24 protein-coding genes and 1 other RNA gene are annotated in these 24,363 nt (G+C 67.1%); 6 read left to right on the top strand and 19 right to left on the bottom strand.

What is annotated here, in order from left to right:
- Positions 1-5 precede the first annotated feature (5 nt).
- The 5 genes from NMD1_RS09355 to NMD1_RS09335 are packed head-to-tail and all read right to left on the bottom strand — an operon-like array spanning position 6 to position 3,463.
- Positions 6-785: an SDR family oxidoreductase gene (locus NMD1_RS09355; RefSeq protein ID WP_124810187.1), complete on the bottom strand. Its 780-nt coding sequence runs from the start codon at positions 783-785 to the stop codon at positions 6-8.
- Between the two features lie 22 nt (positions 786-807).
- The gene (locus tag NMD1_RS09350) at positions 808-1,359 is read right to left on the bottom strand and encodes an NUDIX hydrolase (RefSeq protein WP_125954508.1); all 552 of its coding nucleotides are present in this window, start codon (positions 1,357-1,359) and stop codon (positions 808-810) included.
- Positions 1,356-2,036: a TPM domain-containing protein gene (locus NMD1_RS09345; protein ID WP_125954507.1), complete on the bottom strand. Its 681-nt coding sequence runs from the start codon at positions 2,034-2,036 to the stop codon at positions 1,356-1,358. Before NMD1_RS09345 ends, NMD1_RS09350 begins: the two co-directional genes overlap by 4 nt.
- A 1-nt stretch (position 2,037) precedes the next feature.
- Positions 2,038-2,811, bottom strand: coding sequence for a YgcG family protein (locus NMD1_RS09340; RefSeq protein ID WP_125954573.1), 774 nt, complete (start codon positions 2,809-2,811; stop codon positions 2,038-2,040).
- Positions 2,812-2,845: 34 nt separating this feature from the next.
- Positions 2,846-3,463, bottom strand: a complete 618-nt coding sequence (locus NMD1_RS09335; RefSeq protein ID WP_125954506.1) for a LemA family protein — start codon at positions 3,461-3,463, stop codon at positions 2,846-2,848.
- A gap of 227 nt (positions 3,464-3,690) precedes the next feature.
- Here NMD1_RS09335 and mscL point away from each other — a divergent pair, with 227 nt between their 5' ends.
- Positions 3,691-4,137: a large conductance mechanosensitive channel protein MscL gene (mscL, locus tag NMD1_RS09330; RefSeq protein ID WP_124810192.1), complete on the top strand. Its 447-nt coding sequence runs from the start codon at positions 3,691-3,693 to the stop codon at positions 4,135-4,137.
- A 52-nt stretch (positions 4,138-4,189) separates the two neighbouring features.
- Positions 4,190-4,586, top strand: a transfer-messenger RNA (tmRNA) gene (ssrA, locus tag NMD1_RS09325).
- Positions 4,587-4,740: 154 nt separating this feature from the next.
- Here the strand turns inward: ssrA and NMD1_RS09320 are convergent.
- The 6 genes from NMD1_RS09320 to NMD1_RS09295 form a co-directional block, all read right to left on the bottom strand.
- Positions 4,741-6,324, bottom strand: a complete 1,584-nt coding sequence (locus NMD1_RS09320) for an MFS transporter (protein ID WP_233497467.1) — start codon at positions 6,322-6,324, stop codon at positions 4,741-4,743.
- Between the two features lie 36 nt (positions 6,325-6,360).
- Positions 6,361-7,422 carry an amidohydrolase family protein gene (locus tag NMD1_RS09315; RefSeq protein ID WP_125954504.1) on the bottom strand — a complete coding sequence of 354 codons (1,062 nt, stop codon included), beginning with the start codon at positions 7,420-7,422 and terminating at the stop codon, positions 6,361-6,363.
- Between the two features lie 34 nt (positions 7,423-7,456).
- A complete protein-coding gene (locus tag NMD1_RS09310) occupies positions 7,457-8,155 on the bottom strand; it encodes a DUF2490 domain-containing protein (RefSeq protein WP_125954503.1) in 699 nt (232 codons plus the stop codon).
- Between the two features lie 93 nt (positions 8,156-8,248).
- The gene (locus NMD1_RS09305) at positions 8,249-9,679 is read right to left on the bottom strand and encodes an NAD-dependent succinate-semialdehyde dehydrogenase (protein ID WP_125954502.1); all 1,431 of its coding nucleotides are present in this window, start codon (positions 9,677-9,679) and stop codon (positions 8,249-8,251) included.
- Positions 9,680-9,683: 4 nt separating this feature from the next.
- A complete protein-coding gene (locus NMD1_RS09300; protein ID WP_125954501.1) occupies positions 9,684-10,424 on the bottom strand; it encodes a nuclear transport factor 2 family protein in 741 nt (246 codons plus the stop codon).
- A 59-nt stretch (positions 10,425-10,483) separates the two neighbouring features.
- Positions 10,484-11,908: an MFS transporter gene (locus NMD1_RS09295; protein WP_125954500.1), complete on the bottom strand. Its 1,425-nt coding sequence runs from the start codon at positions 11,906-11,908 to the stop codon at positions 10,484-10,486.
- A 192-nt stretch (positions 11,909-12,100) separates the two neighbouring features.
- On the opposite strand from NMD1_RS09295, the gene NMD1_RS09290 reads away from it, so the two are divergent.
- Both NMD1_RS09290 and NMD1_RS09285 read left to right on the top strand, forming a co-directional pair.
- Entirely contained in the window at positions 12,101-13,015 is a 915-nt protein-coding gene (locus tag NMD1_RS09290; protein WP_125954499.1) for an SDR family NAD(P)-dependent oxidoreductase, read from the top strand.
- 111 nt (positions 13,016-13,126) lie between these two features.
- A complete protein-coding gene (locus NMD1_RS09285; RefSeq protein ID WP_125954498.1) occupies positions 13,127-14,047 on the top strand; it encodes an SDR family NAD(P)-dependent oxidoreductase in 921 nt (306 codons plus the stop codon).
- Between the two features lie 99 nt (positions 14,048-14,146).
- Here the strand turns inward: NMD1_RS09285 and NMD1_RS09280 are convergent, their stop codons facing one another.
- Together NMD1_RS09280 and NMD1_RS09275 are read right to left on the bottom strand one after the other, a co-directional pair.
- A complete protein-coding gene (locus NMD1_RS09280) occupies positions 14,147-15,022 on the bottom strand; it encodes a methylenetetrahydrofolate reductase (RefSeq protein ID WP_124810201.1) in 876 nt (291 codons plus the stop codon).
- Between the two features lie 78 nt (positions 15,023-15,100).
- A complete protein-coding gene (locus NMD1_RS09275; protein WP_124810202.1) occupies positions 15,101-16,501 on the bottom strand; it encodes an aminomethyltransferase family protein in 1,401 nt (466 codons plus the stop codon).
- Positions 16,502-16,624: 123 nt separating this feature from the next.
- Between NMD1_RS09275 and purU the strand changes: the two genes are divergently transcribed.
- Complete coding sequence (purU, locus tag NMD1_RS09270; protein WP_124810203.1) at positions 16,625-17,479, top strand: formyltetrahydrofolate deformylase; 855 nt, start codon at positions 16,625-16,627, stop codon at positions 17,477-17,479.
- 76 nt (positions 17,480-17,555) lie between these two features.
- On the top strand, positions 17,556-17,957 hold the full coding sequence (locus NMD1_RS09265) for a VOC family protein (protein ID WP_125954497.1): 402 nt from the start codon (positions 17,556-17,558) through the stop codon (positions 17,955-17,957).
- Positions 17,958-17,986: 29 nt separating this feature from the next.
- Here NMD1_RS09265 and NMD1_RS09260 read toward each other — a convergent pair whose 3' ends face one another.
- The 6 genes from NMD1_RS09260 to NMD1_RS09235 all read right to left on the bottom strand — a co-directional run bounded on the left by NMD1_RS09260 (position 17,987) and on the right by NMD1_RS09235 (position 24,104).
- A complete protein-coding gene (locus NMD1_RS09260) occupies positions 17,987-18,724 on the bottom strand; it encodes an alpha/beta fold hydrolase (protein WP_125954496.1) in 738 nt (245 codons plus the stop codon).
- A gap of 30 nt (positions 18,725-18,754) precedes the next feature.
- Positions 18,755-19,531: a glutathione S-transferase family protein gene (locus NMD1_RS09255; RefSeq protein ID WP_125954495.1), complete on the bottom strand. Its 777-nt coding sequence runs from the start codon at positions 19,529-19,531 to the stop codon at positions 18,755-18,757.
- A 21-nt stretch (positions 19,532-19,552) separates the two neighbouring features.
- Positions 19,553-20,314, bottom strand: coding sequence for an SDR family NAD(P)-dependent oxidoreductase (locus NMD1_RS09250; protein ID WP_125954494.1), 762 nt, complete (start codon positions 20,312-20,314; stop codon positions 19,553-19,555).
- A complete protein-coding gene (locus tag NMD1_RS09245) occupies positions 20,311-20,775 on the bottom strand; it encodes a beta-lactamase hydrolase domain-containing protein (RefSeq protein ID WP_124810208.1) in 465 nt (154 codons plus the stop codon). The genes NMD1_RS09250 and NMD1_RS09245 overlap by 4 nt, the downstream gene beginning before the upstream one ends.
- 11 nt (positions 20,776-20,786) lie before the next feature.
- On the bottom strand, positions 20,787-21,659 hold the full coding sequence (locus NMD1_RS09240; protein WP_125954493.1) for an amidohydrolase family protein: 873 nt from the start codon (positions 21,657-21,659) through the stop codon (positions 20,787-20,789).
- A 324-nt stretch (positions 21,660-21,983) separates the two neighbouring features.
- Complete coding sequence (locus NMD1_RS09235; RefSeq protein WP_125954572.1) at positions 21,984-24,104, bottom strand: PQQ-dependent dehydrogenase, methanol/ethanol family; 2,121 nt, start codon at positions 24,102-24,104, stop codon at positions 21,984-21,986.
- Between the last annotated feature and the right edge of the window lie 259 nt (positions 24,105-24,363).

The following is a 24,363-nucleotide window of genomic DNA, read 5'->3' as shown; positions in this document are numbered from 1 at the left end:
GGCGCTCACATCGCGGAAATGCCGCCGTCCAGCTTCAGCTCGGCGCCGGTCATGAAGCGGCTTTCGTCGCTGGCAAGGTAGAGCACGCCCGCCGCGATATCGTCGGGCTGGCCCACGCGGCCCAGCGGGATCTGCCGCGCCAGCTTGCCCATCACCACGTCCTTGTCGAGATTGGCGTTGGTGGCGATGCCATCGAGGATCGGCGTGTCGATGAACGTCGGGTGGACCGAGTTGCAGCGCACGTCCCAGCCGCGCTTGGCGCAATAGAGCGCCACCGACTTGGACAGCATCCACACCGCTGCCTTGCTGGCGTTGTAGCCGGGCATGGTGTCCGAGGCGATCAGGCCGGCGATCGAGCTGATGTTGACGATCGATCCGGGCTGGTTGTCCTTCAGCAGCGGCAGCGCCTTCTGGCAGCCCAGGAACACGCTGTCGACATTGATGGCGAAGCCGCGCCGCCAGTCTTCCAGCGTGCAGGTCTCGATATTGCCGCGCACGCCCACGCCGGCGTTGTTGACCAGCACCGACAGCCCGCCCAGCGCTTCGCCCGCCAGCGCGATCGCGGCGTCCCAGTCGTCGGGGCTGGTCACGTCGTGGCGGATCGCGAAGGCGGTGCCCGCACCCAGCTCGGCGTTGATCGCCTCGGCCTGCGCCGCCGCTCCCGCGCCGTTGATGTCGGTCAGCAGCACCTTCGCGCCCTCGCGCGCCAGCATCCGTGCCTGAGCCGCGCCCAAGCCCTGCGCCGCGCCGGTCACCAGCGCCTTCTTCCCCTGAACCCTGCCCATTTCATCCTCTCCGTTATGGTTTTCAGGTGCCGCCCAGCAGGCGCGGCCCCAGCAGCATGAGTATGCGCACGTCTATGCCATAGCCTTCGGCCCGGCGCGCGGCGATGAACCCTTCGATCTCCGCCAGCGGCACGTGGTGGACGGTGATGCCTTCGCCTTCCACCCCGCCGCCATCGGATACGCGCTCCAGATCGTGCGCGCGGAACAGCGTGAAGCTTTCGGAGACCATGCCGGGGGAGGAATAGAACTCGCCCACCGCCTCCATGCGGCCGGGGCGATAGCCGGTTTCCTCCTCCAGCTCGCGCGCGGCTGCGGCGACCGCGTCCTCGTCCGCGCTGTCGTCATGATCGCCGATCAGCCCGGCCGGCAATTCGATCGCCGGCTTGCCCAGCGGCACGCGGAACTGTTCGACCAGGATCGCCCGTTCCGCGCTGTCGATGGCGAGGATCACCGCCGCGCGGATGTTGCGCGTGCGGCTGACGTATTCCCAGCGCCCGCGCGTCTTGGCGACGATGAACCGCCCTTCCCAGCGCACCTGTTCGGGTTCGTCGCGATACTCGTCTTCCAGGCTCATACTTCGATCAACCGGTCCGGCAATTCGTTCACGTCATCATCGGCGCGCGGGAGATGTTCCGCAAGCACCGCGCCCACGCCTTCCACGGCGGCGATCATCCCGTCGGCCACGCGGCCCTGCCGGATTTCGGCCAGCAGCGCGTGCATGGCATCGCCCCACACCTCGGGCGCGACCCGCGCGGCGATGGCCTGGTCGGCAATGATCTCGGCCCGGTGCTCGGCCATCGACAGGTAGATGAGGATGCCGGTGCGCCCGGTGGTGCGGCTTTCGGCGCCGATGCGGAAGCAGGTCAGCGCGCGGGCATGGACGCGCGCGCGCTTGATCGGCCGCGGCACCAGCCACAGCCGCAGCGGCTCCCACGCTTGCAGCAGCAGCATGGCCAGGAACTTGATCACCGCCACGGTCAGCGCCACCCCCAGAACCGCGCGCGGGCTCCATTCGGTCGCCCACAGGCCCAATACGCGGTCGATCAGCGCGAGATAGAAATGCGGCGCGAATTCCAGCGCGGCGAGCGCGAGGAACGCCACCGCCGCCGCCCAGGCCAGCGCCACGTCGCGATAGGGATCGGACCGCGCGGTCACGATCGTCACGATCTCGCCCGCGCTGCGCAGCTCGGCGGCGGTGACCGCCTGCGCGATGCGCGTCCGGTCGCTGTCGGTCAGGTGCACAGCCGCCATCCTACCAGTCCCCCGAAGCGCCGCCGCCACCGAAGCTGCCGCCACCGCCGGAGAAGCCACCGCCACCGCCGCCGCCGCCCCAGTCGCTGCCGCCCCAGCTGCTTCCACCGCCACCGCTGCCCCAGCCACCGCCGGGGAAGATCATCACGCCGGGGCTGCTGCCATAGCGCCGCCCGCCCCCGCGCATGGCGCGGATGAACGGCAGCACGAAGAACAGGAAGAAGATCACCAGGAACACCACGGTGCCGATGTCGAACCGCGGCGCGCTGCCCTTGCCGGCCCCCGCCTGGGCCTGTTCGGCCACCTTGCGCGCCTCGTCATCGGGCAGCTTCAGTTGCGCGATGAGCTGGTCCACCGCCGCGTCGATCCCGCCGGCATAATCGTTCTGCTTGAAGCGCGGCACGATCTCGCGCTGGATGATCACCTGCGACAGCGCATCGGTGAGAATGCCTTCCAGGCCATAGCCGACCTCGATCCGCACCTTTCGCTCGTTGGGCGCGACGATCAGCAGGGCGCCATCGTTGCGCTGCTTGTCGCCCAGCCCCCAGGCGCGGCCGAGCTGGTAGCCATAGTCCTCGATCGGCATGCCTTGCAGGTCGGGGATCGTCGCCACGACCAGCTGGCGCTGCGACTGCTGCTCCAGCGCGGCCAGCTTGGCATCGAGCGCGGCGACCTGCTGCGGATTGAGCAGATGCGCGTCATCGACCACGCGGCCGGTCAGCGGCGGAAAAGTCTGCGCGAAGGCCGGGCCGGCAACAAGCGCCAGCACGGCCATCAGCGCGATCAGGAAACGCCGCACGGCGCGGCAATCAGTTGAAGTTGACCTTGGGCGCCTCCTGCGCCCCCGGCGTGGTCGCCTCGAACGGCACCAGCGGCTTCGCGCCATAGATCACCTTGGCGCCGATCACCGCCGGGAAGGTGCGGATCGTGGTGTTGTATTCGCGCACGGCCTCGTTGTAATCGCGCCGCGCCACGGAGATGCGGTTCTCGGTGCCTTCCAGCTGGCTTTGCAGCGCCAGGAAGTTCTCGTTGGACTTGAGGTCGGGATAGGCTTCCACGTTCGCCATCAGGCGGCCCAGCCCCTGCGACAGCGCGCCCTGCGCCTGCTGGAACGCGGCCATCTTGGCGGGATCGGTCAGGTCGTCGGCGGAAACCTGCACGCTCGTGGCCTTGGCGCGCGCCTCGGTCACCTTGGTCAGCGTGTCCTGCTCCTGCTTGGCATAGCCCTTCACCGTCGCCACCAGGTTGGGGATCAGGTCGGCCCGGCGCTGGTACTGGTTCTGCACGTCGGCCCACTTGGCCTTGGCGTTTTCCTCGGCGGTGGGGATCGAATTGACGCCGCAGCCGGCCAGCGTCGCCGCGGCGGCGGCCACGAACGCGAAACGCGCCAGGGGGCGGGAAAGGCGGCGGAACAGGGAAGCGGCCATCGGTCGGAATACCCTTATGTCATCCTGCCGGGCGCGCGGCCCCGGCAGGGCCGCTCCGGCGTTGCTGTCCAGGAACATAGCGATAGCCGGTGACCGTTCAAGGGCAGGACCGGGTTGCGGCAACCTGCACCATTCTGGAGAAACCCGCAGCACGTTTGCCGCTTGTCGCGCCCGGCGGCGGGTGGCAAGCAACCGGTAACAGGGCCGTCAGAACTACGGGGAAGCTCATGGGCATGTTGCAGGAATTCAAGACGTTCATCGCGCGCGGCAACGTGCTGGACCTGGCCGTTGGCGTGATCATCGGCGCGGCGTTCGGCAAGATCGTCACCTCGCTGACCGAAAACGTCATCATGCCGGCGGTCGGCTATTTCACCGGCGGCGCCGATTTCTCCAAGTATTTCATCCGCCTCGGACCGATTCCGGAAACCTACAAGGGCAAGCCGGACGATTACGCCGCGCTCAAGGAAGCGGGCGTGGCGATGATCGGCTATGGCGATTTCGTCACCCAGATCGTCAACTTCGTGATCCTGGCCTTCGTGATCTTCCTGATCGTGAAAGCCGCGAACAAGGCGTTCGCCAAGCCCGAGGAACCGGCCGCTCCGGCCGCGCCCGCGGGGCCGAGCGAAGTGGAACTGCTCGCCGAAATCCGCGATGCGCTGAAGAACCGGGTCTGACCGGTCTTTCTCCGCGCGCGGGCATCCGGGCACGGCAAGGGGCGCTTCGGCGCCCCTTTTCATTTGGCGGGCGATCCCTATATGGGGAAGTGCCGGCTTGCCGGCTATGGTGATAAACTGCGGCGTGCAATAGGCGCAGCGGACCCGGGGGCGGTACCCGGCGGCTCCACCACCTTTCCCGTACTGCCTCCTTTGGCGGCAGGCGGGGCAGATGACGGGGCCGAACTAGGATCGACGTGTGTTGAAAAGCGCTGTTTTCGCCCGGGCTGAGTAACCCGTTCAAGGCTCAAAACCAACAAGTGCCAACGACAACGAAGCACTTGCTCTCGCGGCGTAATTCTAGGGGCTAACGCCCTGAAGTTACAAAGCCAGAACGCGGTTGGACCCACCGGTCAACAGAAGCGGATTCCAGCGGCTTGGGGGGTGCCGGGCAACAGAAACCCCCTACCGTTTCCCCGATTTCACGCGGCTGGCGCACGATGGCTGCGTTTTGATCCGCTTCGTCATTGCGAGCGCAGCGAAGCAATCCAGTGCCCCGCGCGCCGCTCTGGACGGCCACGGGGCTTTGCCCCTCGCCATGACGAGAGGCCATGTCATCCGACTTTATGCGGAACCCGCACGCTCCAGCAGCGCCGCCTCGTCGCGCGCGGCCCGGCGGGCGATCAGCAGCATCAGCACCACGATCGGCACGGCCACCGCGTTGATGCTCAGCATCGAGGCGCGCAGGTTGCCGGTCGCGTCGGACAGCAGCCCGACCAGATAGGGGCCGATGCCCATACCCAGGATCGTCATCGCCAGCAGGTAGAGGCTCGCGGTCAGCCCGCGCATCCGCGGCAGCACCTGATCGTAGAGGATGGCGTAGAGCGGCGGCATCCAGCCGGTCAGCACCAGGCTGTAGAGCACGAACCGCCCATAGAACGTGCCGGCCGCTGGCGCGGTATAGACCCAGAACGACAGCAGCGGCGAAACCGCCATGGCGAACAGCGCCACGCCCGCGCGCCCGCCGCCCGGATAGCGGCGGTGCAGCCAGTCCGACAGCGGCCCCCACAGCATCGGGCCGACGATGCCCATTCCGGCCGAAACCATGCCGAACTGCAGCGCGGTTTCGCGCATCGACAGGCCATAGCTCTGGATCAGGAACGTGGGGTTGAACGCCATCATGCCATAGTTGATCGCCGACTGGAGCGTGCCCACCGCGATCGCCATGATCAGCGTGGGCGATCGCGTGATGACGCGGTGCGCCTGCGGATCGGACAGCCGCATCCCCTGCACCAGATTGACGATCACGAACACGCCGAAGCCGATCACGGTCCATTGCAGCGCGTGCGGGTTGATCGCCAATCCGCCGATGACGAACGGCGGGCGCGGCGAAACCGCCATGCTCACCCGCGTCAGCACCGCCATCAGCGCCACGATCGCCACCAGCCCCGCCAGATTGCGCAGCACCGTGCCCCGATCGCCGCCGCGCCGGATCATGCCGATCCAGTGCAGGCCGGGCAGCACCGATCCGAGCAGTTCCAGGCTGGCCGCGAAAGGGCGCGGATCGGGCGCGGTCGGCAACCCGTCCATCACGCCGCGTTCCGGTTCGCGCAGGCGCAGCAGGAACAGCGCCAGCACGAAGCCGGGGGCCGAGGCGACGAGGAAGGCGAACTGCCAGCCCTTCAGCCCGAACGGCGCCACCGTGCCGGCGTAGCGCTCGGTCCATGCCTGCGCCGCCACCCCGCCCAGCACCAGCGATCCGCCAAGGCCCAGCGCAATGGCAGAGGCCAGCACCGCCATCACGAAGCCCCGGCGCGGCTTGGGCCAGTAGTCGTAGATCAGCGAGGTGCCGGCCGGCTGCGTCGCCGCCTCGCCGATGCCCACGCCCAGCCGCGACAGCGCCAGCGTGGCGAAGCTGCCGGCCAGGCCACCCAGCGCCGTGGCGGCGGACCAGAAGGCGATGCTGATGCCCAGCAGGCGCGTGCGCACCCAGCCGTCCGCCAGCCGCCCCACGGGCAGCGAGAACAGCGCGTAGAACAGCGCGAAGACGGTGCCATAGAGCAGCCCCATCTCGGCATCGCCGATTGCCAGGTCCTTCTTGATCGCGGGCGCCAGGATCGCCAGGATCTGGCGGTCGAGCAGGCTCATCGCGTTGGTCAGCGCCACCAGCGCGAGCGCGTACCATCCGCCCTTGGCGACTGCGTTCACCGGCTCTCCCTTTCCACCTGCGGCGCCCATGCCGGTTCAGATACCGAACCAGCGTTCGGCGTTGGTCTGGAAGAACTTCTTCTTGAGTTCGGGGGAGATGTCCATGGTGTCCATGTCGCGCACCTCGCGCGCCTCCACCTGATAGGGATAGTCCATCGCGTACATCACGCGGTCCTCGCCCACCACTTGCTGCGCGAAGCGGATCGCCGGCTCCCACGCCATGCCCGAATTGGTGATGAGCACGTTCGAGCGCATGTATTCGGCGATGGTCTTGTTCAGCGGTTTCATCCGTTCGTAGCGCTTCGACCGCACGCCGGCCTGGTGCATGTAGTCCAGCCGATAAAGCCAGTAGGGCAGCGCCTCGCCCATGTGGCCGACCATGATCTGCAGATCGGGATAGCGGTCGAAGATGCCGATGGTGATCAGCCGCAGCAGGTGCATCCCCGTCTCCACCCCGAAGCCGAAGATCGCGCCGTCGAGGCCCGATTCGAGCAGCGGGTCGATCATCGCGTCCGGCGGCGTGGCGGGATGGATGTACAGCGGCTGCCCGGTATCGGCGAGCGCGCGGAAGATCGGGTCGAACTTGGGATCGTCGAGATATTCACCCTGGGTGTGGCTGTTGATCTGCACGCCCTTGAAGCCCAGCTCGCCCGCGCCGCGGCGGATTTCGGCGGCCGACCATGCCGGGTCCTGCGGCGCCACGGCGGTCAGGCCGATGAAGCGGTCGGGATGCGCGGCGCAGCGTTCGGCCAGATAGTCGTTGGCGCGCGTGGCGATGCCCTTGGCCTCGGCAAGGTCGAGCATCGGCTGCACGCCGGGCGAGGTCAGCGCGAGCACCGCCTTGTCGATGCCATAGGCGTCCATGTCGGCCAGCCGCCGCTCGCCCAGGTCGAGCAGGCGGTCCATGATCTGCGTGGCGCGTTCGGACGGCGATTGGGCATAGAAGCCCCACAGCGAGAGCATGCCCTTGTCGGCCGTGCCATCGCGCACCATGCGCAGGTAGACGTCGACCTGTTCGCGCGTGGCGAAGGCTTCCTCGGTGGCGATGCGCAGATAGCCGCGGTCGCCGCCGGTCCTGAGGGGGTGGTCACTGGTCATGGGCTGTTCCTTTTCCGAAGCAGCCCGGCGACGGTCACCTGCGCAGCGACAGCGAAAGGCTGATAACGTGGTTCATGCGGTCCGGCTGCCGATAACGGGCGATGTATTGCCCCATGTAGCCGGGTTCGATGGCGATTCCCCTGGCCACCGGCAAGGAGACGCCGGCAAAGGCGCGCACCTGGTCGAAGCCCGCGCGCTGGCCCCAGCCGGTGGTGTTGAAGCTGACGAAGGGTTCGAGCGTGGAGACCAGCGCCACGCCCCGGTCCCCCAGCGGCAGCGTGCCGCGCACCTGCTGGCGCAGCCGCCAGCCGGTGTGGCCGGTCCAGCCCTCGACGAAGCGCTGCTCCAGCCGCGTGCGCGCGGTCAGCGTCGGCCCCTTGCCGTCTCCGGCGATGCGGAATGTCAGTTGCTCGAACACGCGATGTTCGTCGGTCGGCGTGCCGCCCAGCGGATCGGTGGTGACGAAGGCATAGCCGAGATAGGCGGCCGTGGTCTTGTTCAGGTAGACGCCGATCGCCGGCCGGATCAGCACCTGCCCCTGGCGCGAGGCGCCGTCGGTCACGCGGTACTGGACGTCGAACGCCGATGTCACCCGGCCGCCCAGATCGACGGTGCCCTGCACCACGCCCCAGACCTGGTGATCGTTCTGCGCGGCGTGGGCCGGCAGCGCGGGCAGAGACAGAATCAGCCACGGCACGGGCAGGAACAGGGCACGGCGGGGCAATCGCGGCATGGCATTCTCGCTGAGGGAACCGGAAAACGGTCCGTTCAGCTAGATTGCCCATGTTTCCAAAGGATTGCCCGGCCATGACGTTGCGCTGCCCGGTCAGCCTTCGTGGACCGCCTTGGTGACCATGCAGGCCATCACGCCTTCCGGGCCGTCCTCCGCCCCGTGGCCCGACCACTTGACCCCGCCGAACGGCGCATCCGCGCCACCGATCATGGTCGTGTTAATGCCCACCATGCCGCTTTCGATCTCGCGCGCCACGCGCTGCTGGCGCTTGCCGTCCTGCGTCCAGGCATAGGCGGCCAGGCCATAGGGCAGGCGGTTCGCCTCCTCGATCATGGCGTCCTCGCCCCGGAACGGGTTGAGCAGCGCCACCGGGCCGAACGGCTCCTCGTTGAGAACCGCGGCATCGAGCGGGATTTCGGACAGCACCGACGGCGCATAGAAGAACCCGGCATTGCCCACGCGCTCGCCCCCCGCGAGCAGCTTCGCGCCGCGCGCCGTGGCATCGCCGATCAGGCGCTCCATCGCCTCGGGCCGGCGCGCGTTGGCCATCGGCCCCATCTGCGCGCCCTCGTCCAGCCCGTTGCCGACGCGGATCGCCTTGACCCGTTCGACAAAGCCGTCGCGAAAGCGGTCGAACACGCTTTCCTCAACGATGAAGCGCGTGGGGCTAACGCAGACCTGCCCGGCGTTGCGGTACTTCGAGGTCACCATGGTATCGAGCGCGCGGTCGATGTCGGCATCGCCGAACACCAGCACCGGGCCATGCCCGCCCAGTTCCATCGTCGTGCGGATGCAGTTGTCGGCGGCCAGCTTGCTCAGGTGCTTGCCGATCACGGTCGATCCGGTGAAGCTCAACTTGCGGATCACCGGGCTGGCCAGCAGGTGCCGGCTCACCTCGTCGGGCACGCCGAACACCGCCTGCGCCACTTCCTTGGGCAAGCCCGCGTCGAGCAGGCACTGCAGCACGCCCAGCGCCGAGGCCGGCGTCTCTTCCGCCGCCTTGAGGATCACCGAGCAGCCCGCCGCGATCGGCGCGCCCAGCTTGCGGCCCGGATTGCCCAGCGGGAAGTTCCACGGGGCGAAGGCGGCGACCGGGCCGACCGGCTCGTGCGTGACGGTCGAGCGCATACCCGCCGGGCGCACCAGCGTGCGGCCATAGAGCCGGAACACTTCGCCCGCGTAGAAGTTGAACAGCCCCACGTTCATCATCACTTCGATGCGGGCCTCGGGCAGCGTCTTGCCCTCTTCCAGCGTGGCGATGCGGGCCAGGTCGTCCTGCCGCTCCAGCATGAGCCGCGCCGCGCCCTGCAGCACCGCCGCGCGCTGCTGCGGCGTCGAATCACGCCAGATGCGGAACCCCTTGCGCGCGGTTTCCAGCGCGCGGTCGAGATCGGCCGGCTCGGCCAGCGGCAGTTCGCCGATGGTCTCGCCGGTCGCGGGATTGACGACCGCGTGCGTGCGGCGCCCGCCGCCGGCAACGCGCTCGCCATCGATCACCATGTGGAGGGCAGGATAGGCCGTCATCGGGTCAGCCTTTCGCCTTTGCGCGGGCTTCGTCGCCTTCCCAGCGCTGCGCCACGATTTCCTCGCCCGTCACCGGGTGGGGGAAGTGGAACGGCGTCAGCTTGTGGGTCGGCCACAGCCAGTGGCCTTCGATCAGCTCGTCCGGCCCGGTCGGGTCGGTGGGATAGGTTTCCTTGGGGAACGGCACGTATTCAGGCCTGGTGTTGGCCCAGCCGGTTTCGAAATCGGCGTGCCAGATCGGCATGTAGTTCAGGATGTGGATGCGCCAGGTGCCGTCCACCTTCTTGTAGGTGTTCTCGTAGATGCCGCCTTCCCACCATTGGCGGCTCTTGAGCCAGGGCTGGTCGCCTTCGAAGTCCTTGTGGCGCCCCGCTTGCATCATCGAACGCGCGCGGGCCAGCGCGGTCACGCCATCGGGCTGCACGTTGATGATGTCCTGCAACTGCGGGTGTTCGAGCAGGAAGCCGTCGATCGGGCCGTTGTTGCCATACGTGAAGCGCTTCTGGAACCGTTCGACATAGAGGCGGCGCACGCCTTCCTTGCCTTTCCAGACGCCGCCGAAGAAGCGCACTTCGCCATCGTCGGTGAACAGGTCGGCCGTCTCGTTGTACAGGCACTTGTCGATGAGATAGCCGTAGAGGTGCTGGAGCTTGCGGATATCAAGCTCGTCCTCGCGCACGGTCAGGCGGCGGCCAAGCTCGGCGACCTGCGCTTCAAGCGTGGCGATACGATCGGAATCGGACATCTGGAAACTCTCCCGAATTGTACGTGTTGCAAACAAACTGCGGCAACTTCATTGAACTGTCAACGACCTTCCGCTTCCAGCCGCGCCACTTCGGCGCGATAGGGGCGGATGGCCAGCACCATGCACAGCGTGGCGATCGGCAGCAGCGTGCCGGCGGTGATCACCAGCGCCTTCCACAGCTCCGCCTCCACGCCCACGATCCGCTGCGCGACCACGCCGACCACGAAGCTGCCGAGCGCGCCGAAGAACGTGAACATGAACAGGTAGATCGCGGTCACCTGCCCGCGCATCTCGTTGGGGGCGATGCGCTGGATCGCGGCGTTCTGCGGCACCGCGCCGGCCAGGCCGAACACCCCGCTCAGCGCGAACACCGCCAGCGCCATCTCGCCCGTGGGCATCAGCGGCGCGGTGATCGAGCAGATCGTGACGAGCGCGAACAGGATCGCCGCGCAGCGCACGTTGGCATCGGCATGGCGCTTGGCCATCCATTCCACGAACACCCCGCCCAGAAACACGCCGGCTAGCTGCGAAACCAGCAACATCGGCGCCATGACCAAGCCGATCCGCCCCTCGTCCCAGCCATAGGTGCGGATCATGAATGGCACGCGCCAGAACATCAGGCCGAACGTTTCGATCGCGCTCAACGCCAGGCCGCCGAACAGCGGGTAATAGACCCGCCCGCGCGCATGGATCGCCCTGGCCGCGTCCAGCCCGGTGAAGGCCAGCACGCGCCGGCCCAGCCCCTGCCGCTCCGGCACCGGCACGCGCCCTTCCGCCGGCGCACGGACGAGGCGCGGCGGTTCCTTGACCAGCAGCAGCAGGCCGGCCGCCAGCAGCCCCAGCGCCGCCTGCCCCACGAGGATCAGCTGCCAGCTGTGGACACGCAGCCCCAGCACGTGCGCCTCGCTCCAGCCCGCCAGCGCGACGATCAGCTTGCCGCCGGCCAGCACGCCCGCGGTCGTCCCGCCGATGAAGCCCAGCTGCAGCAGCGCGAAGGCGCGGGTGATCTTCTTCGGGGGGAAATAGTCCGCGATCATCGAATAGGCGGCCGGCGCGTGCGCCGAACCGCCCGCGCCCAGGAACATGCGGCTGCCGATGAACTGGCCGAACCCCTGCGCGATGCCGCCCAGCCCCATGATCACGCCGGTCGCCGCCATGCCGCCGGCCAGCACCAGCTTGCGCGGATAGATGTCCGCCAGTCGGGCCAGCGGAATGCCCACGAACACGAAGAAGATCACGCTGGCGGGGCCGCCCAGAAAGCCCAGCTGTTCGTCGGTCAGCCCGAAATCGATCTTGATCCGCTGCGCCAGCATGCCGAACACGGTCTGGTCGAAAAAGTTCAGGAACGTCGCCGCGATGATCGCGAACAGCGCGAAATAGGCCGAGGCGGTTGACGGCCAGCGCCGTTCGGCGCCCCCTCCTTCCGCCTTGCTTTCAGATACTTCCGGCGCACCGGTCATCGCCGGGGATGCTGCTCCCGCCATCTGCTCTCCTCTCCCGGCCAGTCGATTCTCCGACCTGTTTTTCGCACCGGATAATTGTTAGTCTTGCATACAATCTCGCGCTGGTGAATAGAAAAGACGATAACGAATGGTCGCATGGCCCCGGCACCCGGCTCCGCCCCTGAAACGGACCGTGGCAACCGGGCGGGCGGCGCAGCATGGAGAGAGGCAAGGATGCAGAATCTTCCGGGCAAGACGGCTTTCATCACGGGCGGGGCCAGCGGCATCGGCCTCGGCATCGCCAAGGCGCTGCTCGGCGCGGGGATGAACGTGACCATCGCCGACATCCGCCAGGATCACCTCGATTCGGCCGTCGCCGAGCTGGACGGGGGCGACCGCGTGCTGGCGGTGCAGCTCGACGTGACGAATCGCGCCAACTTCGCCGCCGCCGCCGACGCCACTGAAGCCAGGTTCGGCAAGATCCACATCCTGTGCAACAACGCCGGCGTCGCGGTGGTCGGCCCCACCGATCTCGCCACCTTCGCCGACTGGGACTGGGTGATGAACGTCAACCTGGGCGGCACCATCAACGGCGTGGTCACGATCCTGCCGCGCATTCTGGCGCACGGCGAAGGCGGGCACATCGTCAACACCGCCTCGATGTCGGCGCTGGTGCCGGTGGGCGGGACCACGATCTATTCGACCGGCAAGGCCGCCGTCACCGCGATGATGGAATGCATGCGCCCCGAACTGGAGCCGCGCGGCGTGATCTGCTCGGCCTTCTGCCCCGGCGCCGTCCAGTCCAACATCGCCGATGCCGGCAAGACCCGCCCGGCCGACCTTGCCGAAACCGGCTATGCCGAGGCGGACAAGCGCCGGCAGGCGGGCGGCAGCTTCATGCACCTCTACCAGACCAAGGAGGAAGTGGGCGAACGCGTACTGCGCGGCATCCTCAACGACGAGCTCTACATCCTCACCCACAGCGAGTTCCTGGCCGGCGTGCGCGAACGCGGCGAAGCGACCACGGCGGCGGTGCAGACCCACTTGCCGGAAAACCCGGAATACAAGGAAACCTTCGCCATGCTGTTCCGCAACCCGGCGATCACCGCCGAGATCGAACGGCAGAACCGGCTGCGCGCCGGCGCCTGACCATAAACCCCTCCCGCGGGCGGGAGGGGTTTGGGGTGGGCAATCCCACGCACATCACATTTCAGGGAGAGGCCCACCCCCGGCCGCTCCCGCAAACCGGAGGGGAGACATATGAAGGATTTCGCAGGCCGCACCGCCTTCGTCACCGGCGGCGCCAACGGCGTCGGCATCGGCCTCGTGCGCCAGCTGCTCAACGAAGGCTGCAAGGTCGCCATTGCCGACATCCGCCAGGATTCGATCGACAAGGCCCTGGCCGCGCTGGACAACCGCGAGGTCATGGGCGTGCAGCTCGACGTCGCCAGCCGCGAAGGCTTCCGCGAGGCCGCCGACCGGGTCGAGGCGGAAATGGGGCCGGTTTCGATCCTGTGCAACAACGCCGGCGTGAACCTGTTTCAGCCGATCGAGGAAAGCTCGTTCGACGATTGGGACTGGCTGCTGGGCGTGAATCTGCACGGCGTGATCAACGGCGTGATGACCTTCGTGCCGCGCATGGTGGAACGGGTGAAGGCGGGCGAGCAGAAGGGCGGCCATGTCGTCAACACCGCCTCGATGGCCGCGTTCCTCGCGGCGGGCACGCCGGGCATCTACAACACCACCAAGTTCGCGGTGCGCGGCCTGTCGGAATCGCTGCACTATTCGCTGCTGCAATACCAGATCGGCGTGTCGGTGCTCTGCCCGGGCCTGGTGAAGAGCTACATCTACGCCAGCGACGATATCCGCCCCGATGCGCTGAAAGGCCAGATGAAGGCCGTGGACAAGGCGGCGGTCGATCGCCTTGCCGGGGTCCACGAGTTCGGCATGGAGCCGGACGTGATCGGCGCGCGGGTGATCGACGCGATGCGCCACAACCGCCTGCACATCTTTTCGCACCCCGATCACAAGGACGAGCTGCGCACCATCTTCGACGAGATCATCGCCGAATATCAGGACTATCCGAAGGATCCCGGCTTCGACCAGCGCGTGGCCTTCGAGAAGTTCCGCCACGATGCCTTCGCCGAAGCCCGGCGCAAATCGCGCGCGGCGGATTTCTGAAACAAATAGCCCTCTCCCCTTCAGGGGAGAGGGTTGGGAGAGGGGAATGCGCTCAGCTGCCCCGCTCGACTCCGAGGGGGAGAGAACGGTCCCGCACGGTCAGATCCCGTGCTTGCGGTTGTACTCGTGAATCCATTCGAGCGTCTTCACCAGACCGCCGAACGGATAGAAGTGCAGGCGCACCCGGCCGTGTTCCGGCCCCAGCCCCTGGGCGAAGGCGTTCACCAGCTTGTCCGGCCCGGCCGAGCCGAGCAGGTTGGTGACTGAGATGCCGTACTTCTTGAGGACCGACGTGGACGCGCCCACACCGCAGCGCGCGGCGAACGCGAGCAGGCGCTTGATCCCCGCCGGCCCCGGCACGCCAATGCGCACCGGCGCGTCGATGCCGCGCGCGCGCAGCTCCTTCAGCCAGGCGAGGAAGGCATCGGGATCGAAGCCGAACTGGGTGACGATCAGCGGGGCCATGCCGCGCCGTTCGATTTCCGCCACCTTCTTTTCCAGCACGGCCCAGCATTCGGCCACGGTCATGTTGGGGTGGCCTTCGGGATGCCCGCCCACGCCGATCGCCTTGATCCCGGCGCGCTCGAACGCGCCGGTCGCGATCAGCGCGGAGGTATCGAAATAGGGGCCTTGCGGCTCGGGCGGGTCGCCGGCCACGATGAAGCAGCGCTCCACCCCGGCCTGTTCGACCACGGCCTTCAGATAACCTTCGAAATCGTCTTCGGACAGGATGCGGCGGGCCGAGAAGTGCGGCATCGGCTCGAAGCCCAGCTCGCGCACCGCCACGGTCGCGGCGACACGGGCGGCCACGTCCTCGCCCGGCAGGAAGGTAACGGCGATCGGCGTATCGGCGGGGATGAGCGGGGCGGCATCGCGCAGCGAGGCCTCGTCCTTCGCGGTCATCTCCAGGCTGAAGCCGTCGGTGATCCCGTCGGGCGCCTTGTCCCAGTTGGGATGGATCAGGGGTGTTGCCATAGCGGGATCCTCTTTTGGTGGAAGGCCATCCGCCCGGCCGCCTTTGCGGCGATCCGGGCGGGGCCAGTCTTCATCGCGTCAGCGGGCGGTGCGCCAGCCTTCCGCGTAGGCTTCACGAGCGACGCGGCTGTAGGGCACCGGCGAAACGATCGCGCGGACCTCGATCTGCTTGTGCGGCTCGACGGTGGTCTTGCGGGTGCCGCCGTTCTCTTCGCCCCACACCACGCGCAGCTCGGTGCCGACCGGGATTTCCGGATCGATCGTGGCGAGCGAAAGCGCCTGCTTCTCGTTGTAGGAATAGCCCGTGAACATCGAGAAACCGACGGTCTTGCCGCCCGCATCGACCACGCGATCGTAGTTCGACGAGGCATAGTTGGCGAGCGGGGTGTCGAAGAACTTGTACTGTTCGCCATCGGGGTTGAACAGCGAGGCCACGATCTTGGTCATGTCCTCCGGGTGCCACGCCAGCGTCACCTTCTTGCGCTGGTCGGCCGGGTTCAGGGCTTCCAGCGCCTCGCGGCCGTGGAACTCGTGGTCGAACTTCACGAAGTTGCCGTAACCCAGTTCCCACGGGTTCAGGTAGTAGTCCTCGATGTTGTCCGAAACGAACGAACCACCGATCGAACCGGTCGCTTCGTAGCTGTCGGCCCCCAGCCATTCACGGAAGCCCTTGAGCTTTTCGCCGGTGTAGATGGCGGGCAGCGGCGAGGGGATCCAGCCGGATTCGAGCGTGTTCGACGGGTAGGCGCGGCTGCCGCAGGCGATCAGGCCGAATTCCTTGCCGGCTTCGAGGATCGCGGCGCGGATTTCTTCCTGCTCGGCATAGGGACCCCAGATTTCCAGGCCCGGCGCGCCCGACATGCCGTGGCGCAGCGTGCGCACGGTCTTGCCGGCGATGTTCATCGTGCTCATGTTGAAGAACTTGAGCTGTTCCAGCGGCCCGCCGTGCAGCTTCTCGATCACCGCCCAAGCGTTCGGCCCCTGGATCTGGAAGCGCCATTCCTTGCGGGTGACGGGCTTGCCCATCGGGCGCATCGGCGAACGGTCGTCCAGCTCGATCTCGCAGTCATAGCCGCCGGTCGCCGCGTGATAGCGCAGCCAGTTCGAGGCCGGCGCGCGGCCGACATAGGTGAACGATTCCTCTTCTTCCCAGAAGATGATGCCGTCGCCGATGACATGGCCATAAGGCGTGGTCGGCACGTACTGCTTGGCCTTGTTGACCGTCCAGCCCTTGGGGGTGTTGATCATGGTGTCGGACAGCAGCTTCAGCGCATCCTTGCCACGGATATAGAGGTTCACCATGTGGTGCGACTGGTCGAACAGCACCGCGCTGTGCTGCCAGGCCCACTGCTCCGAACGCCAGTTCGAAAATTCCGGCGCGACCACCGGATACACATACGCGCCAAGCTGCGAATTGCGCAGCATTTCGACGATGTTGCCGCCCGCGTTGAGGACTTCTTCAAGATTCTTGGCTGCCATGCCTTCTCTCCCGACAAAAAATGGCTGGTTGAAAATTTGTATGCAACACATACAATATCAAACGAGATTCGCAATCGGAAATCGTGCGCCCTATGAGGCCCACGCAGACGGGAGAGACTTTTGATGAGTGCACCGCTGATTTTGACGCTTTCGTGCGAGGACAAGCCGGGCATCGTCGCCCGCGTCACCGGCAACCTGTTCGAATCGGGCGCCAACATTCTCGAAGCGCAGCAGTTCGACGATACCGAATCGGGCCGCTTCTTCATGCGCGTGGTGTTCGATCCCGGCGAAGCGGGCGCCGACGCGCTCCGTTCCGCCTTCGCGCCCGTGGCGCAGCAGTTCGCCATGGACTGGACCATGCGCGATACCGCGGCCAAGCGCCGCACCATCCTGATGGTCTCGAAGTTCGATCACTGCCTGGGCGATCTGCTCTACCGCACGCGGCTTGGCGAGCTGCCGATGGACGTGGTGGCGATCATCGGCAACCACCCCAAGGAAGCGCTGAACATCTCACTGATCGGCGACGTGCCCTATCACCACCTGCCGATCACGCGCGATACCAAGCCGCAGCAGGAAGCCGAAGTGAAGCGCATCGTCAACGAAACGGGCGCCGAATTCGTGGTGCTGGCGCGCTACATGCAGATCCTCTCGGACGATCTGGCGCGGTTCCTGTCGGGCCGCTGCATCAACATCCACCATTCGTTCCTGCCCAGCTTCAAGGGCGCCAAGCCCTATCACCAGGCGCACGCGCGCGGCGTGAAGATGATCGGCGCCACCGGGCATTACGTAACGGCGGATCTCGACGAAGGCCCGATCATCCACCAGGACGTGGAAACGGTCAGCCATGCCGACACGCCCGAGGATCTGGTGCGCAAGGGCCGCGACATCGAACGCCGCGTGCTGGCCGAAGCGGTGCGCCTGCACCTGGAGGACCGCGCGCTGCTGAACGGCAACAAGACCGTGGTGTTCAAGGGCTGATGCGGTCGCCGGGCGGCGGGGTCACCAGCTCCCCGCCCGGGGCCGCCTCCGGTCCGGTTTGCGAGAGGAGAAGGCCATGCGCGTCAACGCGCTCGATCACGTCAACATCATTACCGACCGGCTCGACGAAACCGCCGAATTCTACCGTTCGCTGCTCGGCCTCGAACGGCGCGACGCGCCTGCCCCGCTCACGCCGCGAAACGCGCAATGGATGTACGACGATGCCGGCCGGGCGATCATCCACATCAATTCGGAAGACTGCCCCCGCGCGTTCGACCGCACCGTGCGCCCCGGCGACCTGACCGGCGCGATCCACCACGTCGCGCTCAACTGCGCCGGCTATGACGAAATGATCGCCCGGATCGAGGCGCGCGGCATGGCCTATCAGGTCAATACCGTCGCCGCGATCGCCCTGCGCCAGATCTTCACCGCCGATCCCAACAACGTGCTGCTGGAACTCAATTTCTTCGGCGATTGAACCCCGCCTGCCGCGCGGAGCCGCCCGTCTCAGGCCGGAACGCTGCTCTCCAGCGCATCGGCCAGCTCGACCGGGCGCGACAGATAGGGGCTATGGTCCGCATCCAGCGTCACCACCCGCGCGCCCGGCGAAAACTGCTGCATCTTGCGCTGGCTGTCGATCGGGATCGTGCGGTCCTGCGTGCATTCCACATAGGTGCGCGGCAGGCTGCCCCACCGTTCCGGCGTTAACGCCAGCTTTTCCGAGCGCGGGCCGTGCGGCTCGGCGATCAGGCGCGGCAGCACCGCCGCCACCCGATCGGGCGGGGAAACCTGCGCGAAGACCGCGCCCGCCGCCGCCGGATCGACCACCGTACCCACGCCGCCGTGGACCGGGCTGATGATGGCGTCGAACGCCGGATTGGGGCCTTCCAATTTCTTGAACTCGGCGCGCGAGAGGCCGTCCGGCAGCATCATCGCGCAGATATAGACCAGCGCGTCCATCGCCCGCGGATCGCGCTCCGCCGCCGTGCTGACCACCAGCCCGCCCCGGCTGTGCCCGGCCAGCACCACCGGCCCGCCGGTTTCGGCGCGCAGCCGGCGGCAGTGTTCCAGCGCGAAATCCGCCCAGCCTTCGAGCGTGACCGCCGCCAGTTCCTCCGCCGTGCCGCCCATGCCGGGCAGCGTCGGCGCCAGCACGGCATGGCCCCGCGCGCGCAGGATCTCGGCGACCGGATCGAAGCACCAGCCGCCGTGCCACGACCCATGAATCAGGACAAAACCGGCCATGTCGTTCCCATTTCTCCCTTTCGCCGCGCCTTAGCGGACATGCCCGGTCCAGGTGCGCAGCCCCGGCGCGGTACGGTCCTCGCCGCGCAGCGCTTCGGCCACGCCGGGGCGCGCGGTCATCCGCTCGCGCCAGTCGACCAGGCGCGGCGCGCGCTTCGCGATCTCCAGTTCGGGGAACATGCGCTCCACCATCATGCCGCAATGGGCGTAGAAATTGATGTCGGCCAGGGTGTAGGCATCGCCCGCCAGCCACGCCGTTTCGCCCAGCTGTTTTTCGACCTTGTCGACCGCGTATTCGATCTTGGCCGTGGCGTTGGCCAGATCGGCCTCGGAAAAGCCCGATCGCGCCGTGGCCCATTTCTTGCGCTGGTCGGGCAGCGGAATGTTCTCCAGCAGCTTCTCGAACTCCCCGTTCTCGATATTGCGCGCGATCACGCCGATCATGCGGTGCCAGCCGTGCATCGAGACGAAGTTCATCACGTGCTCGTCGACGAACTTGTTCCAGTAACGCATCCGCGCCGCCCCCAGTGGATCGCGCGGGCGCAGCGGGCCGGAGGCGGGCTGCGCATCGGGGAAGGCATCCTCCAGATATTCGTTGATGACCGTGGTGTGGGTAATCACCGTGCCATCGTGGTCGAGCACCGGCACCTGCCCTTCGGGATTGATCGCCACGAACCACGGCTGATGCTGTTCGAACTTGTGCAGATCGACATAGACGCTTTCGTAGGCGAGGCCCTTTTCCTTGAGCGGAATCATCGACTTGAGCGAGTTCGCCACCGGCTCGGCGTGGTAGTATTTCAGGGCCATAGACTTCTCCCGTGGGCGCGTTCAGACGCGCATCGTTCCCAGCATCCCGCCGTCCACCGCCCAGGCCTGCGCCGTGACGTGGCTGGCCGCATCCGACAGCAGGAACGCGGCCACCTCGGCCAGTTCCGCCGCCGCGCCGGTGCGCCCCTGCGGCACCGCCCGCGCCATCTGCGAGGCGGCTTCGGGCGGAAGCCCTTCCAGCATCGGCGTATCGATCAGGCCGGGGATGATGCAGTTGCAGCGCACGCCGAACGCGGCCGCCTCGCTGGCGACGGCACGCGACAGGCCCAGCACCGCGTGCTTGCTGGCGACATAGCCCACGTTCATCGGCAAGCCGCGTTCGCTGGCCAGGCTGCCCGTCACCAGGATCGCGCCCGCGCCGCGCCGTTTCATGTCCGGCAGCACATGCTGGATCGCCCAGAGCACGCCCTTGAGGTTCACCGCCAGCACCGCGTCGAAGGCGTCGTCCGGATAGTCCTCCACCGGCGCGAAGGTGCCACCCACCCCGGCGTTGAGGAACAGCCCGTCGATCGGCCCGTTCGCAGCGACGGCGGCGTCCAGCGCGGCGGTGAGCGCTGCCTTGTCGGCCACATCGGCGACGGCGAAGGCCGCGCGCGCGCCGGTTTCGGCCCGCAACGCGGCCGCCGCCTGTTCCAGCAGGTCTGCGCGGCGCGCGATCAGCGTCACCGCCGCGCCGGCCTGCGCGCAGCGCGTGGCGCTGGCGCGGCCGATCCCGGTCGATGCCCCGGTGATGACGACATGCTTGCCCGCAAGGTCGGTCATCGCGCGGTCCCGGCGATGAAGGCGGCCCAGACTTTCGCCTCGGGCCGGTCGCTGCCGTCGGGCGACCACTGGCGCTCCATGATCGCGCGCGCTTCCGGTTCGGCCATACCGCGATGGTCGCGATTCAGCCGGTAGAGGAACGCCGAAACGCGCCAGTTCATGATGCAGTGGACGTGGACCGGGCGCGGGCCTTCCTCCACCGCCTTGCGAAAGGCGGCGAAGTGATCCTCGCCCGGCGCGTCGAACGGCACCGGGATGTGGGTATAGGCGATCCCCTGCCCGGTCAGCTTGGCGCCTTCGTCCGCCAGCGCCTCGGGATGGGTTTCCAGCGCGAGGTTGACGACGTGGCGCACGCCCAGCGCCGCCAGCCGCGCCACATCCTTGTCCTCGATCCGGCCGGAGGTGGTGATCTCCGCGTCGAGCCGCTGCCAGGCGCGGATGTCTTCGGGATCGCCAGCCATGGCCCCCTCCGTCAGGCCAGCCCGAGCACGCGGGTGGCGTTGTCCTTCATGATGCCGGGCAGGACCTCCTCCTTGAAGCCGACCTTCAGGGCCGCCTCGATCCACTTCTGCGGATGGATCAGCGGAAAATCGCTGCCGAACAGCATCTTCTTGCGCAGCTGCGTGTTCGCGTACTGGATGATCTGCGGCGCGAAATATTTGGGCGACCAGCCCGAAAGGTCGATGAACACGTTGTCCTTGTGCAGCGCCATCGACAGGCTTTCGTCCACCCACGGCCAGCTCGGATGGGCGAGGATGATCTTCATGTCGGGAAAATCGACCGCCACGTCGTCGACCAGCATGGGCTGGCCGTACTTCAGCCGCACCCCGCCACCGCCGCGCATCCCCGTGCCCATGCCCGAATGGCCGGTGTGGAAGATCGCGGGCAGCTTGTATGCGTTGATGACCTCGTAGATCGCGTAGCCGACCTGCTCGGCCGGGTGGATGTTCTGCATGATGTGGTGGAACTTGAAGCCCCGCACGCCGTGGTTCTCGATCAGATCCCGCGCCTCGCGCGCGCCCAGCTTGCCCTTGTGCGGATCGATCGAAGCGAAGGGGATGCAGATATCGTCATGCTTCGCGGCGAATTCGGCGATCTCGTAGTTCGACAGGCGCTTCGCGCCGATGCCGCTCTCGCAATCGACCGTGAACAGGCAGAAGGCGATCTGCTGTTCGCGGTAGATCTCGACGATCTCGGGCATCTTGGGCCGTTCGCGCGGCGCCTTGAAATAGGCCGAAGCCGCATCGAAGAACTTGCCCATGATCGGGTCTTCGGGATCGTGGCACGAAACCTCGGCATGGACGTGGACGTCGATCGCCTTGATCTTGGTTAGGTCGATGGGCATGGGGCTACTCCTGAAAAATGTGGATCTGGACGGCCCACCCCCAACCCCTCCCGCAAGCGGGAGGGGAGCGAGACTTGCCGGGCCGCAGGGCCGGCTAGTCGCAGCGGGGTGGGCATTGCGCCCCGTTCGTCACGACGGGATCATCACCGTCTTCGTCTTGGGATAGGACCTTGATGCCCTGGTGGCCCGGTCGTCCATCACGCTTCCGCTCCATGAAATATTCAAGTCCGTGAAAAATGCGTGGTAAGCGAGACCTATCCCTTTTTCCAGCGCAAACCGACGCGGTACGGGGGCGACGCCGGACCGCCCCCGTCCGCCGTCTTGTCAGCCGCCTTGCGCGGCCAGCGCCTTGTCCTCGTTGGCGCGCTTGATCACGTAGAGCCGGATCGTCTCGATCTGCGCCGGCGTCAGCACCGGCGACCAGGCGATCATGCCGTTGTCCTTCAGCGCGCCGTCGTGCACGATCATCTGCCACGATTTGGGATCGGCCAGGAAGCCGCTGCGGCGCAAGTCGGGCACCACGCCCCCGCCGATCGCGGCATCGCCGTGGCAGACGTTGCAATAGCGGCCGAAGTGCTGCGCGCCTTCCGCCACTTGCGCCGGTGTGCCGGTAAGGGCGGGCGGATCGAGCGGCAGTTCGTTCAGCGACGGGGCCGGCGGCAGGCTGGCCTTGCCGCCGATCTTGAACACCAGCAGGCGGCTGACGTTGCGCACCGGGCCGGATTTCTCGGCGAGGATGCCGGTCGCCAGCGGCCACACCCCGCCCCAGCCGGCCAGTACCGCGACGTATTGTTCGCCGCCGGCCATGAAGGTGACGGGCGCAGCGACCACGCCGGTCTGCGCGGGGAACGACCACAGCTCCTTGCCGTCCTTGATCGAATAGGCCGCGAACGTGCCCTTGGCGTTGCCCTGGAACAGCAGGCCGCCGCCGGTGGCCAGCAGGCCCCCGTTCCACGGGCCGGGGAAGCTGACGCGCCAGCGTTCCTTCTGCGCCACCGGGTCCCAGGCGATGATCGCCCCGGTGGTGGCGGCGCGCGCCTCGGCGCGGACCTTGGCGTCGGCCGGCATCGCGCTCGCCGCCTGATCGATGCCCACGTTGAAGCCGACGGGCGAAGGCTTCCAGTTCTTGTCCGGAAAATAGGGGAACGCGGCAAACTGCGCGGGGATGAACACCAGCTTCTGCGCGGGATCGTAGGCCATCGGGTGCCACGAATGCGCGCCCGCCGCGCCCGGCGTGCTGATGAAGGGCTTGCCCGTCTTGTCGTAGCGCGAATCCGGGTTTTCGATCGGCCGGCCCGTCACCGGGTCCAGCCCGGTCGCCCAGTTCACCGGCGCATAGTTGTTGCCCGAGATGAACTGGCCTGTCACGCGGTCGATCACATAGAAGAAGCCGTTCTTCGGCGCGTGCATCAGCACCTTGCGCACTTTCCCGCCGATTTCGAGGTCGGCCAGCATGATGTGCTGCGATGCGGTGAAGTCCCAGGTTTCGCCCGGCGTTTCCTGGAAGTGCCAGACATACTGGCCCGTCTTCGCGCGGATCGCGACGACCGAGGACAGGTAGAGGTTGTCCCCGCCGCCCGGCGAACGGTACGACTGGTTCCACGGGCTGCCGTTACCCACGCCGATGTAGAGCAGATCGGTGGCCGGGTCATAGGCCATCGAATCCCAGACGGTGCCGCCCCCGCCCAGCTTCCACCATTCGCCGTGCCAGGTGGATTCGGCCTTCTTGAGGTATTCCTCGGTGTTCTTCCCCGGCTGATCGGGCACGGTATAGAACCGCCAGACCTGCTTGCCGGTCTGCGCGTCATAGGCGGTGATATAGCCGCGCACGCCCATTTCGGCGCCGCCGTTGCCGATCAGCACCAGCCCGTTGATCACGCGCGGCGCGCCGGTGATGGTATAGGCCTTGGTCTGGTCGACCGTCACCGTGGACCACACCTGCCGGCCCGTGGCGCGGTCCAGCGCGATCAGCCGGCCGTCCAGCGTGCCGAGATAGAGCTTGTCGCCCCATGCCGCCAGGCCGCGGTTGACCACGTCGCAGCACGCCTTCACCGCGGTTTCGCCGGGCACCTTGGGATCGAACTCCCACAGCAGCTTGCCCGATACCGCGTCATAGGCCTTGGCCTTCGACCACGCCGTGGTGATGTAGATCTTGCCGTCGATCACCAGCGGCGTGGCTTCCTGCCCGCGCGCGGTATCCATGTCGGCGGACCAGGCCAGCCCCAGCGAGCCGATGTTGCCCTGGTTGATGCGGTCGAGCGGGCTGAAGCGCTGCTCGTCATAGGTGCGGCCATAGGAGAGCCAGTCCACCGCGCTGGCGGCCTGGATGCGCGCGGCGTCCACCACGCTCCCGACTCCACCGTTCGCCGCCGTCACCATGTCGCTGGCGGTCAGCGATGCCAGCAGCACCGCGCCCGATGCCAGCACCCACCGGATTCCACGCATCATTCGCATCTCGCATCCTCTCCCGTCGGCCGGCTTCCGGCTCGGATTCGCGTCCCGTTCAAGGGGTTAGGTCGTAAACTCATAATCAGCAGGCTCGAGGCGTCCAAATGGCGAACATATCGGGCCGAAAGGCGCGCCGCGAAGGCTGGTTGCCTTTGCCAGCGCCTTTCGGTTCGAGATGGAAGCCATTTGAACGTCCCGCAGGGATTTGACCAAAATGGCCCAGCGCGGCGTCGGAGCGGCTTGAAATATCGACATA

The organism is Novosphingobium sp. MD-1, assembly GCF_001014975.1.
Taxonomy (GTDB): domain Bacteria; phylum Pseudomonadota; class Alphaproteobacteria; order Sphingomonadales; family Sphingomonadaceae; genus Novosphingobium.
The sequence above is the reverse complement of the archived record's forward strand: the minus strand, read 5'-3'. Positions and strand labels throughout refer to the sequence as shown.